Below are 11676 nucleotides of genomic sequence, written 5' to 3' on the forward strand. Positions count from 1 at the left end.
GAAAATCCCGCAATCGTCTCACTCCCGACTTGACAGAAACTTCCTCATGGATGCTCTACCGTGTGCCCGTGAAGAACGCATTTCGCTAGTAAAATACTGTTCGCCACGAGGCAGAATCTGCAAACCAATTCGAAAGATGCTCTAAAAGCATGTTTCATTTAGAGCTTCAGTGCTCCTTTAACTCCCGGTAAGTCACCGGAAGTTAAAGGACGGTCTTCTCTTTACATTCTTCGTTTTACATTGCGTCTGGAGAAAGTGATTCCAATCACTTCTGCTCTGCCATCTTGATCAAGATCTCCGCTCCTCGTTCGAGTGTCTCTTGAGTCGCAGCGTAGGAGACTCGAAAGTGTGTATCCTCCGAGCTGAAAACGTTGCCGGGGATAATGAGTAGATTGTTCTCAATCGCTTTCTTGACAAATTCGGTCCCCGTTCCCCAAGGAGCTTTGATGAACATGTAGAATGCTCCGCCAGCACCATGAATCTCGAAGTGGTTCTGGAGTTTATCCCGTAGAAAATCCCGTTTCTGCTTGTACTCTGCAACACGATCTGAAATGTCGTAGCCCCAAGCTTCAGAAGCAGCCCATTGCATCGGGTGCGGAGAGCAGACAAAGGTGAACTGCTGAAGTTTAATCATCTGCTGAATGACATGTTCTGGGCCATGACACCAGCCGACACGCCATCCGGTCATTGAATGTGATTTACTGAAACCGTCAATCACTATGGTCTGGTCGTTATATTTAGCCGGACTGACGAATTCTTCGTCGTAGCAGAACGCGCGATAAATTTCATCGCTGATCAATGCGATGTTGTGTTCGCGAGCAAGCTCTGCAAGGGCTTTCACTTCTTCTTGACTCGCAACATGCCCCGTTGGATTCGCAGGACTGTTGAAGAGGATAACTTTCGTTTTCTCAGTGATGGACGCGCGCAGCTTCTCAATGGGAATCGTGAAGTCCGGGTAAGTGTTAATTGACTTGTATGTCCCGCCAGCGAGCGTCGTCAGATGCTTGTACATCACGAACCATGGATCAAACGCGATGACCTCGTCACCCGGATTGACGAGGCTGCACAGAGCGAGCATCAACCCGCCACTTGTTCCACTGGTGACGAAAGCTTTTCGGTCAGCGTGACCGTACTCGGAGTCCACACTTTGCTGAATCGAATCCAGTAGCGGCTTGATGCCTTGCGATTGGCTATAGGCATTTCGTCCCTGGTCAACAGCTTCCTTTAACGCATTCTTGATCGACTCCGGAGTATCAAAATGCGGCTGGCCAATGCTCAGATTGACCGGATTCGTCATGTTGGCTGCGAGGTCAAAGACCTTCCGGATTCCAGATGCATCGATCTGGTGCATTCGATTTGCGATCCACTCTTCACTCATCGTTTCTGTCCACTTTTCATTCTTTTAGTTCCGCACGTTCATACTTTGAGAAAATGTGTCCCCAGAGTCGGCGTACAATCTCGGTGTTTACGTTGCGGAGTCATTGTATTCTGACACAACTTCAGCTGTGAGATCCTCTCACTTTACCTGTTCTCTGAACATCGTAGAAGTTGAACGAGACAAATAATTTTACTCCGACATTTCTCCTCTCAGAGAATGCCCGTTAAGTTATAACGAAAGTCTATGAACCTCTGAGAAAACAATTTTTGAATCAAACGCTAGACGAAAATATGACCCATCGATTCGCAGGACTGTTGTCCGTTATCATTCTCATCAGTTGCTCTTCCGCAAATGCTGTTGAACCGGTCGAGACAATTCTCTTCGGTTCATGCATTAAGCAGGACCGACCAATGCCGATTCTGGGAGAGATGGCGAAGCAGCAGGCAGATGCCGTTCTGTTTCTGGGCGACAATATCTACGCAGACACACACGACATGAAAGTGATGCGGGAAAAATACGCCACACTCGCGAAAAATACAGATTTTCAAGCGTTGAAACAACATGCTCCAATCTTCGCAGTTTGGGATGATCACGATTATGGAATCAATGACGGAGGAGCAGACTATCCGCAACGTGTTGAGGCTCAGAAGGAATTTCTCGACTTCTGGGGAGTTGAAAAAGACTCGCCCCGTCGAACACGCGAAGGAATTTACGACTCTGTGATTCTCGGTCCAGAGGGAAAACGCATTCAAATATTGCTTCTCGATACGCGATATTTCCGTTCGACTCTCAAGAAATCTGCAGAGCGTCGCGTCGGAGGGCCTTACATTCCCGATAGCGATCCTGCGAAAACGTTATTGGGAGAGGCTCAATGGAAATGGCTGGAAGGAGAATTGAAGAAGCCTGCTGAAGTTCGCATCATCGCGTCAGGAATTCAATGTGTCCCTTCCGATGCCGGACAGGAGACATGGGCAAACTTGCCTCGGGAACGGCAGCGTCTGTTCGACTTAATCAGCAAGACAAAAGCAAGCGGTGCTTTCATTGTCAGTGGAGACCGACACTGGTCCGAGTTCTCCATGACCGACGAAAACGTTGATTATCCCATCTACGATTTCACATCCAGCAGCTTCAATCAGATTCATCCACGCGGGACGCCGACCGACAACCAATACCGCATCAGCGATTCGACTTACCATAAAGAGAACTACGGAGTCATTCAGATTGATTGGGAAAAGGCTGATCCGACAATCAAAATTCAGATCCGCGATATCAACTCAAAACTACAACTTCAGAACACTCTGAAACTCTCTGAACTTCAAGCAAGGTCGAAATGAATTTCTGCTGACATGTTGTCGAAACTGTCAGGAAATTCGCAGAATGCAAATGCATGAGGCATGGTTGAAATTCGAAAGAGGGTGTGAAGATGAAAACAATTCTGTTTGATCTCGGGAATGTCCTGCTCAAATTCTCGCATGAACGGATGTGTGAACAGATCGCAGAATTATTCGAGTCCTCTGTGGAGGAGGTCAAAGCAGTTCTCTTTGATCAAAAATCAATGCTGCGATTTGACCGAGGAGAGCTTTCGGAGAGAGAGATTCAACAACAGCTGGAATCTGCTTTGGGAAAGAAATCGGATCTCCCTAGTCTGCAACGGGCTGCCGGTGAGATCTTCACACCGAACCCCGGAATGCGCGAACTTCTGGATAAACTGAAGCAGCGAGGGCTGCGACTCGTTTTGCTTTCAAATACGTGTGTCACACATATCAACTGGATTCGTGAAAACTTCGACCACTTGGAGCTCTTCGATGATTTGGTTCTCTCATACGAAGTGGGGGCGGTCAAACCGCAGCGCGAAATCTTTGAAGTCGCCCTTCAGAAGATTCAATGCAATCCTCACGAATGTCTTTATACAGATGATATCCTGGAATATGTCGAAGCAGCTCGGACATACGGACTCAATGCCGAGCAGTTTACAACTCCCGAAAATTTTCGGGCGACGCTCCGTGAGTATTCCATCATTTGAGTGAGGAATCTTTTGAAGTGAACAGCTCTTAAGAAATTTTCGTCGAGACTTTCTTGTAGGTCCCCCAGAAGTCTTTTATCGAACTCATTTTTTCCGCTACGAAGTTTTCTTTTTCCAGCTGGACTGGTTTCCCGATCTCTTTTGAAACCGTAGTTTCGACAAGTGTGAGCGAAGGTTCACCTGGCGGTAATGAGACTGTTTTCAGCTCAACCGGCTGCAAGCTTCCATATTGCCCTGGTGGATAAAACAGCGAGCCGTTGTAGAAATCGACCGCGAAAGCAATTACACCGGGGACAAAGAAAAAGACCAGGCCGACCGCGTTCATGCCTGCTACGGTCCAGTCGACATCTTGAAAACCACCTCGTTGCTGCCCGACCCGTTCTGGATAGAGAAACGTCCCACATCCAGAAGTTGAAGTCGTAATCAACGCAGCAGCTGACGTTGATATGAAGTGTCGTCGTGACAATGAGTTGTTCATAGAAATCCCTGGAACCGAATGGTCACCCGCGAAAAGTGTGACTATTCGATTTCAGCGTTCAACGCCAGAAGAATCTGATGTCCAGTCTGCCCCATCGGCGAATACTGCCGGTTGATTGGCGTTCGTGAGAAAACCGTCTTATGATGCACGACGCAAAACGCTGCAAATCTCCCTCTATGCCTTCATTGCCTTCATTTCGGGAATCACAGATGAATTTGTTTCGATGCCTTTCTGTTTTCGCACTCAGCTTGACTCTCAGCACATTTGCATCTGCTGAAGAAGGGAAATGGGTTTCCCTGTTTAATGGAAAAAACCTCGACGGCTGGACACCGAAGATCAAGGGCTTTGAATACGGAGAGAACTACGCCAACACATTTCGTGTCGAAGATGGACTGATGACCGTCTCGTACGATGGCTACGACAAGTTTGACCGCAAGTTCGGTCACCTCTTTTACAAAGACTCATTCTCCAACTACCGCTTTCGAGTGGAGTATCGCTTCATTGGCGAACAATGCCCCGGCGGTGAGGGGTGGGCTCTTCGGAACAGTGGAGTCATGGTTCACGGCGAAGATCCCAAAGGAATGGCGAAGGATCAGGACTTTCCGACATCAATTGAAGTTCAACTTCTTGGTGGAAATGGAACAGACCCACGTACTACTTCCAACTTGTGTACTCCTGGAACGAATGTCGTCATGAATGACAAACTCATTACGCGACACTGCATCAGTTCAACTTCAAAGACGTATCATGGTGACCAGTGGGTGACGGCTGAAATTGAAGTCCGAGGCAACAAAATCATCAAACATATTCTGGATGGTGAAGTCGTCCTGGAGTACGAAAAACCACAGCTGGACGACCGAGACGAATTCGCACAGAAATTGATCAAAAAACAGGGTGGGAAAATGCTGAGTGGTGGAACCATTTCGCTTCAATCAGAAAGCCATCCCCTGCAGTTCCGTAAAGTTGAAATAATGGTCTTAGACGACGAGTAACAGATCACGGATTGCCCTTTGTTGAATTTTTTCAAGGGGCTTTCTCAATATTCTCTCCCACCTCGATCACTGACAGGTCAGCTATGCAATTACGTTTTGCAGTCTTCGCATTGTTCATGGGATCGTCTGTACTGGTTGCGGAAGCAGCAGAGATTTCGCAATTCCGTGGCTCTCGTGGTGATGGAATCTCGGTTGGTACGCAACCTCCAGTGGAGTTTTCAGAGCTGAAGAATCTCTCCTGGAAAACTCCTATTCCGGGCAAGGGGTGGTCTTCGCCTGTCATTGCAGATGGCAAACTCTGGCTGACAACAGCGATTGAAGTCTTCCCGGATGAAAGTGAGCGAGAAAAGCTTCTTCTTGAAGCAGGCGACGAACCTCGGAAATTCCATGAGAAGCAAATTGCAAAATCAATCACGCTGAAGCTGGTGACCGTCAACCTGAATTCCGGGAAACTCGACGAAATGATCGATCTCGTTCATGTCGAAAAACCGGATTCCATTCACAGAATGAACAGCTACGCCTCACCGACACCATTCATCGACGGGAAATATATCTACTGCCACTTCGGGACTTATGGGACCTTTTGCATCGATCGAAATAGTCTCTCGATCGTTTGGAAGAACCAGATCCCTCAGAACCATAGCGTGGGACCGGGAAGTTCACCGTTCATTTACAAGAACCTGCTGATACTTATCTGCGATGGTGTCGACAAGCAGTACGTGATGGCTCTCGACAAGACGACCGGAGAGACTGTCTGGAAAACTGACCGTCCTGAGATGGACGCACCTGATGGGAACCGCAAAAAATCTTTCGACACGCCCATTTATGTCAAAGACCGTCTCGGGCGAGAGCAACTGATCTGTATGGGGTCACAGTGGGTTGTCGCCTACGAACCAAAGACCGGGAACGAAATCTGGAAGGTCTCTCATGGGAAAGGCTTTTCTGTTGTCCCACGACCCGTCGTCGGAAACGGGATGGTTTACATTTCGACCGGTTTTGGAAAGGCTCAACTCTGGGCGATCCGCATCGATGGAACTGGTGACGTGTCAGAAACGCACGTTGCCTGGGTTGAGAAACGAAACATTCCGACTCAGCCATCTCCGCTGCTCATCAATGATCGGCTCTACGTGATGGGAGATACCGGGATTGCAACTTGCTTCGATGCGATTGACGGAACAACCGTGTGGGCCAAACGGGTCGGCGGGAACTATGTGGCATCACCACTTTTCGCGAACGGAAAAATCTACTTCGCCAACCAGGAAGGGATTGTCAAAGTCATCGAGCCGAATGACACCTACAAAGAGGTCGCATCGAATCAGATCTCGGGGCAAATCAAGGCAACCCCGGTGGCTATCGAGAACGCGCTCATCATTCGAACCGAGCAGAAACTTTACCGCTTTGAAACAGAAAGCGCGAGTGCGAAGAAAAACGTTTCGGTTGAGAATTGAGTCGCTGGGACATTCGCCCCTCTTGGTTCTTCGTAGCGCTCCGCGCCCAGTGGTTCTACCAACATTTACTGAATCACATTTCCCAGCGTGAGCCAGTCCGTTTTCCGATTCAGCGCTCTCAAGATTTTGGAAGAGTCTGCATTCGTTTGACGATCCAAAGCGGGATGGGGCGGGCTGCGAATCGATTTGAGAACGCGAGCAGGTTGTTGAAAACTCCGGGAACGATTAGCCGTTTCTTCTTGCGTAGTCCGCGATATCCCGCTTTCGCGACACTCTCGACTTCCATGATGTTGTTTGTGAACATCGGAAGTGATCCCATGTCGGAATCGTCTCCAAACCCAGTTTTTGTTGGTCCAGGACAAAGGCATGTGACGGAAATGTTTTTGCCCCAAAGTTCAGCGTGGAGTGCTTCCGAGAAGGAAAGAACATACGCCTTCGTGGCATAGTAGACCGCAGCGTTCGGTCCAGGCTGAAATGACGCTGTTGAACCGATGTTCAAGATGGCGCCGGAATCACGCGGGACCATTTGATTTAAAAACATGTGTGTCAGTTGCGTCAACGTAACGATGTTGAGTTCGCACATCTTTGTCTGCCGCTCCAGGGAAATTTCCTCAAAGCGACCGATTTGCCCAAACCCTGCATTGTTGACAAGAACATCGACCTGCTTCCCGGTTTCCTGAACTTTCGAGAACAGCTCTTCAGCCGAGCCGGGGACTGAAAGATCCATTTGAAAAAGCGTCGAGGTTGTCCCATGCTTCTCCTGGAGTTGCTTCGACAACTCTTCGAGTCGATCAAGCCGCCGGGCAACTAGAATTAACTCGCTTCCGTCTGCTGCGAACAGCTTTGCAAGTTCCCAGCCAATTCCAGACGAAGCTCCAGTAATTAAAACGATTTCGTTCGACATGAAGATCTGTGTCCAGTGGCGATGTTTTTCGCGTCAGTTTCTCCTGTGGAGAGACTGATATGAATTGGGCTGGATGGTGTAAAATGTGAGTTCATTCTCTAGTGCGTTCTTCCAAGATGCAATCAAAACACACCAACAATGGATGTCGGCCCTCTGTCGAATTCGGTGCATCTCCACCTTGTCCTTCATGAATTTCACTCACGAATCTGACAGATTTCACGGATTGTGCGGGTGATCACGGCACAACTTCACGAAATCCGCACGTGAGTTGGGCTTGAGCCATTTCCCCGGGATCAGGTTTTCGAGCAAAATCAATCCGTGTTAATCCGCTAAATCTGTAACAACCACGTTCATTGAAAGCATGTTTAATGCTGCTCGTGCCCATGAAAACCGTGATGGGATTTGCTTTAAGAGTTGCTGAGTCCACCAAATTGTCGGATCGCTTCATACACGACTGTGTTGGCAGTGCTTGCCAGATTCAGGCTGCGGACCTCTTCATACATCGGAAGCTTGAGGCATGAGTCCGGGTTCTCGTCGCGAATTTCTGATGGAAGCCCACTTCCCTCACTTCCAAAAACAAGCACGTCTCCCGGCGTGAATTCCGCCTCCCAAACCAGCTTCGTCGCGAATTTCGTCAAGTACCAATACTGCTTCTCTTCACCTATTCGTTGACGCAGCTCTTCCCAATTTTCAACGACTTCGTAGTTCAGAAACTGCCAATAGTCCATTCCGGCTCGACGTAAATATTTATCGTCCAATAAGTAGCCTAAGGGCTTTACTAGCCAAAGTTTCGCTCCAATGGCGACGCAACTCCTCCCGATATTCCCTGTATTTGGTGGGATTTCCGGAGAGTGTAAAACAACATGAAGAATGGGGTCGGTCTGGTCGGTCATCGATTTTTCATCAAGAATACAGTAATACGATCAGCGAACTCGTTTCCGTAGAGACCTCTTTAATGTTCATGACACGATTGTTTCAACGAACACCAATCCGTTATTCTAGAAGTGGTCCAAAATTTGTTTCGTCTTTCAGTCTTGTGTTGATGAAATAGCCGTCACACGAAAAGCACTCTTTGCAGATCCCGGAAACACAAAAGTGTTTCAGAATTGATCCAGAAACCTGGATATGACCTCTCGAAGAGAGAGAATCGCGTACTTTGCAGAGGAATTGGATCGATAGTCAAAACCCTACAAAAGTTTCGACACTCAATCGTCGATCTCATCACCATTCTCGCCTCAAAAACGATTAGGAATTCGACATGACTCAAAACGTTGACCGACGTGACTTTCTGAAAACCTCCGGGACTGTTGCAGCCGGAGCATCTGCCATCACACTTCTCAACGCACGGTCTGCCAAAGCCCGATCATCCAACGAAAACATCCGTATTGGGTTTATCGGTCCGGGAGGACGCGGGTTTGGAGCTCATGTGAAATCGCTGGCGAAGTTGAAAAACGAAGGTGCGAATATCGAACTTGTTGCCGTTGCTGAGGTCTATTCCGTTCAACGAGACAAAGTTGCGGACTACATCAAGCAGGAAAACGGAAACGAGCCGGCAAAGTACGTTGACTACCGCGACATGATCGAGAAGGAAAATCTCGATGCAGTGACTATTGCCACTCCTGACCATTGGCATCACAAGCAAATTCTGGATTCGCTGGAAGCGGGGCTGGATATCTACTGTGAAAAACCAATGACGAAGTTCGTCGAGGAGGCTCTCGAAGTTGAAAAAGCCTGGCGGAAATCTGGAAAGGTTGTGCAAGTTGGTGTTCAAGGAACGTCACAACCTGTCTGGGATCATGCTCGCGGATTGCTGGATGAAGGGAAGCTCGGAAAAGTGATGATGTTCCAAACGGAATACTTTCGCAACTCCGCGATGGGACAATGGCGATACTACGAGCTCAAAAAAGAGATGACTCCGAAAACCATCGACTGGCAACGATGGCTGGGGGTTGAAGAAGGTCTCTCCGAAGAACGTCCGTTCGATCGTGAAGTGTATCGCCAATGGCGTCGTTTCTGGCCGTTCGGTTCGGGAATGTACACCGACCTGTTCGTGCACCGTGTCACCATGATGCTCAAAGCGACCGGTTTGAGATACCCCGGCCGCGTCGTCGGGGCTGGCGGTTTGTATCTGGAATACGATGGTCGCGATGTTCCCGATGTGGCGACCGTCGCTGCCGATTTCCCGGAAGGTGTGCATGGACTGGTCTCCTCGACGATGTGCAATCAGGAGTCCCGCATCGAACAGTGTATTCGCGGCCACTTCGGATCGTTCATTTTCAAAGGGGACAAAATTCAATACATCCCTGAGCGTCCCCAAGTGACCCGGAACAGCAAGCTGAAAGAAGAGGAGATTCAAACCGAGCCAATCGGTGATCAAACTTATGAGCACTTCAAAAACTGGGTCGCTGCGATGAACGCCGGCGATCCAATGATGTGCAACAACCCTCCAGACTTGGGAGCCGCCGCCGTGACAACAGTGCTGCTGGGAGCACAAAGTTACCGCACCGGAGTCTGTTACTACTTCGACCCGAAGACCGGACCTGTGAATGCATATGAAGCTCACAAGAAGGGAGAGTCCTGGTCGGCTCAATGGGAAAAGATCTCTGAGAACCGTGGTGAGCCGAAACATATCCCGGGATGGAAAGCTGGCGACTATGGCAGCAAACTTGAAGAGCCAGCTTACATGAAACTCGCTGGCCCTTGGAAGGATGGGAATCCTCCTTCGTGAGTGACGGAACTGAGAAGTTCTCACATCACATGGGAAACATCTCGATATTTCTACTGTTTAGAACCAGTCCGAAAACCTCTGGAATAGTCGCTTTTTTCAACGTTTGAGAGAGCAATTTCAAGTTCCAGGATCAGTTCTAAATAGGTTTCAGAGTTGCTGATCTCGTTTCAAGAGAATCTCTCGAATTAGTTTGCAGGTTCTGCCCCGTGGCGAACAGCATTTTACTGGAGAAATGCGTTTTTCACGGGCATACGGTAGAGCAAACTGCTCTAACATGACCGCCCGTTCCTGAGTGATACCTCAGGAGCGGGCTTTTTGCATGAGGTTCAACCACATTGAACATTCAGCAAACGTGTAGCGTTAAATCTTGTGGTCTCGCGGAACGAACAGTTCTCCAACGTTGGTCTCGACGTTAATTTCGGTCGGCGTATATCCCGCCGGGTCTCCGTCGATTTGAATGGGGATTGGCTCGTCTGATTCAATTCGGATTCGTTTTCCTCGAAGTTGAACAACATCCTTCGCACGCTCGTGCCATCGATAATAGATCAGCCCCAGGTAGCGGAACATATGCAGAATCGACCCCCGCTGCATGACACGGACATCGAGTACGCCGTCGTCTGCACGTGCATTGGAAGCAACTTTTAAGCCCAGCGCGTAAGATGGGAGATTTGCAATGACGACCATTCGCCCAATCGTTGGGGTCGGGGAATCATCAATGAAAACACGAATCTCCGGGTAGTTGTACGATGAGAGACACTCTGCAATGGGCTTCAAGTACGTCCAGCGGCTGATGTGCCCTTTCCGCACGGCATGTACTGAGTGAATGACAGAAGCGTCAAATCCGACACTCGCCATCACCATAAATCGCTGACTCGCCAAACGACCGACGTCAAAGCGAACCGTTCGCCCCTCCGCCACGACGCGGGCAACAACCTTCCCGTCTCGCGGCATCCCTAAGTACTTCGCACACAGGTTCTCCGTTCCCAGTGGAAGAATCGCGACTGGAATCCCGGGGTGGCGATTCATCACATCCAGGAGAGTCCCGTCCCCCCCTGCAGCCACGATCCCGCGTAGAGACTTTCTTTTTATCGGGTGATTGACAGCCTCGTCGAGTTCTTCACGTTTCGAATAGAGTCGGGGGCGTATCTTCAGCTTTCGAAATTCTGCGATCAACTCACGAAGCGGCTTCGATTGCAGACCGGCGCCTGATCGCGGATTGCGCTGAATGGCCACCCAGGGGGAATCGTTTTCCAGGTTGTTTTCTCCAGTAGCGTTCATCCGTCAACTTCAATTCCAGCGACGACATCAATTCAAACCAATTGTTGTATTGACCTATCAGGCGAGGTGCAGCCAATTTGACCACGATCATTCTATGCGTCACATACGGTTTTCCAAAAAAATCAGAGAAGTTCTTCCGTCGTATCGAGATGATACGCAATCACAACCGATCCTGAAACATTCTGGGTGCAATCATCGGTGGTATGACGTTTGTCCCTGCAAAAAAAGAGAAGAATTGGTCTCGCGAGAGCGAGGGAGAGGCTCAGTAGAGATGCTGCTTACTGAATTGGAAGGGACTTTCTTTGGCGCGAGTGCAGCAAATTCACCGACAGCAATGCCGGTCTGAGTGACCAGCGGATGAAAACGATCATTCTAGAGCATCTTTCTTTTAGTTTTTCAGTAGATTTGAGGTGATTGGTGATTTAGTCTATTGGTTGTGTGGGGCTC

General features: G+C 49.0%; 10 protein-coding genes. 5 read left to right on the plus strand and 5 right to left on the minus strand.

Annotated features, from left to right (window positions below):
* Positions 1–265 precede the first annotated feature (265 nt).
* Entirely contained in the window at positions 266–1378 is a 1113-nt protein-coding gene (locus tag ACN0YR_RS24775; protein ID WP_417851897.1) for a pyridoxal phosphate-dependent aminotransferase, read from the minus strand.
* 290 nt (positions 1379–1668) lie between these two features.
* Here ACN0YR_RS24775 and ACN0YR_RS24780 point away from each other — a divergent pair, with 290 nt between their 5' ends.
* Together ACN0YR_RS24780 and ACN0YR_RS24785 are read left to right on the plus strand one after the other, a co-directional pair.
* Complete coding sequence (locus ACN0YR_RS24780) at positions 1669–2712, plus strand: alkaline phosphatase D family protein (RefSeq protein ID WP_417851898.1); 1044 nt, start codon at positions 1669–1671, stop codon at positions 2710–2712.
* Positions 2713–2801: 89 nt separating this feature from the next.
* The gene (locus tag ACN0YR_RS24785) at positions 2802–3401 is read left to right on the plus strand and encodes an HAD family hydrolase (RefSeq protein WP_417851899.1); all 600 of its coding nucleotides are present in this window, start codon (positions 2802–2804) and stop codon (positions 3399–3401) included.
* Positions 3402–3429: 28 nt separating this feature from the next.
* On the opposite strand, the gene ACN0YR_RS24790 is transcribed toward ACN0YR_RS24785, so the two are convergent.
* Positions 3430–3879 (minus strand): hypothetical protein, encoded by a 450-nt coding sequence (locus tag ACN0YR_RS24790; RefSeq protein WP_417851900.1) that lies wholly within the window; start codon positions 3877–3879, stop codon positions 3430–3432.
* 209 nt (positions 3880–4088) lie between these two features.
* Here ACN0YR_RS24790 and ACN0YR_RS24795 point away from each other — a divergent pair, with 209 nt between their 5' ends.
* The gene (locus ACN0YR_RS24795) at positions 4089–4871 is read left to right on the plus strand and encodes a 3-keto-disaccharide hydrolase (protein WP_417851901.1); all 783 of its coding nucleotides are present in this window, start codon (positions 4089–4091) and stop codon (positions 4869–4871) included.
* Between the two features lie 83 nt (positions 4872–4954).
* Positions 4955–6319, plus strand: a complete 1365-nt coding sequence (locus ACN0YR_RS24800) for a PQQ-binding-like beta-propeller repeat protein (protein ID WP_417851902.1) — start codon at positions 4955–4957, stop codon at positions 6317–6319.
* 118 nt (positions 6320–6437) lie between these two features.
* Here ACN0YR_RS24800 and ACN0YR_RS24805 read toward each other — a convergent pair whose 3' ends face one another.
* Entirely contained in the window at positions 6438–7223 is a 786-nt protein-coding gene (locus ACN0YR_RS24805) for an SDR family NAD(P)-dependent oxidoreductase (protein WP_417851903.1), read from the minus strand.
* Positions 7224–7630: 407 nt separating this feature from the next.
* A complete protein-coding gene (locus tag ACN0YR_RS24810; RefSeq protein ID WP_417851904.1) occupies positions 7631–8116 on the minus strand; it encodes a tRNA (cytidine(34)-2'-O)-methyltransferase in 486 nt (161 codons plus the stop codon).
* 365 nt (positions 8117–8481) lie between these two features.
* Between ACN0YR_RS24810 and ACN0YR_RS24815 the strand changes: the two genes are divergently transcribed.
* A complete protein-coding gene (locus ACN0YR_RS24815; RefSeq protein ID WP_417851905.1) occupies positions 8482–9951 on the plus strand; it encodes a Gfo/Idh/MocA family oxidoreductase in 1470 nt (489 codons plus the stop codon).
* 360 nt (positions 9952–10311) lie between these two features.
* Here the strand turns inward: ACN0YR_RS24815 and ACN0YR_RS24820 are convergent, their stop codons facing one another.
* Positions 10312–11229 (minus strand): diacylglycerol/lipid kinase family protein, encoded by a 918-nt coding sequence (locus ACN0YR_RS24820; RefSeq protein ID WP_417851906.1) that lies wholly within the window; start codon positions 11227–11229, stop codon positions 10312–10314.
* Positions 11230–11676: the final 447 nt, after the last annotated feature.

It is taken from the genome of Thalassoglobus sp. (genome assembly GCF_048270125.1).
GTDB lineage: Bacteria > Planctomycetota > Planctomycetia > Planctomycetales > Planctomycetaceae > Thalassoglobus.

Excerpts from the sequence above, each read along its gene's own strand:
- ACN0YR_RS24805 (WP_417851903.1), bottom strand. The coding sequence starts at position 7,223 with ATGTCGAACGAAATCGTTTTAATTACTGGAGCTTCGTCTGGAATTGGC.
- ACN0YR_RS24790 (WP_417851900.1), bottom strand. The coding sequence starts at position 3,879 with ATGAACAACTCATTGTCACGACGACACTTCATATCAACGTCAGCTGCT.
- ACN0YR_RS24800 (WP_417851902.1), top strand. The coding sequence starts at position 4,955 with ATGCAATTACGTTTTGCAGTCTTCGCATTGTTCATGGGATCGTCTGTA.
- ACN0YR_RS24795 (WP_417851901.1), top strand. The coding sequence starts at position 4,089 with ATGAATTTGTTTCGATGCCTTTCTGTTTTCGCACTCAGCTTGACTCTC.
- ACN0YR_RS24775 (WP_417851897.1), bottom strand. The coding sequence starts at position 1,378 with ATGAGTGAAGAGTGGATCGCAAATCGAATGCACCAGATCGATGCATCT.
- ACN0YR_RS24820 (WP_417851906.1), bottom strand. The coding sequence starts at position 11,229 with ATGAACGCTACTGGAGAAAACAACCTGGAAAACGATTCCCCCTGGGTG.
- ACN0YR_RS24810 (WP_417851904.1), bottom strand. The coding sequence starts at position 8,116 with ATGACCGACCAGACCGACCCCATTCTTCATGTTGTTTTACACTCTCCG.
- ACN0YR_RS24785 (WP_417851899.1), top strand. The coding sequence starts at position 2,802 with ATGAAAACAATTCTGTTTGATCTCGGGAATGTCCTGCTCAAATTCTCG.
- ACN0YR_RS24815 (WP_417851905.1), top strand. The coding sequence starts at position 8,482 with ATGACTCAAAACGTTGACCGACGTGACTTTCTGAAAACCTCCGGGACT.
- ACN0YR_RS24780 (WP_417851898.1), top strand. The coding sequence starts at position 1,669 with ATGACCCATCGATTCGCAGGACTGTTGTCCGTTATCATTCTCATCAGT.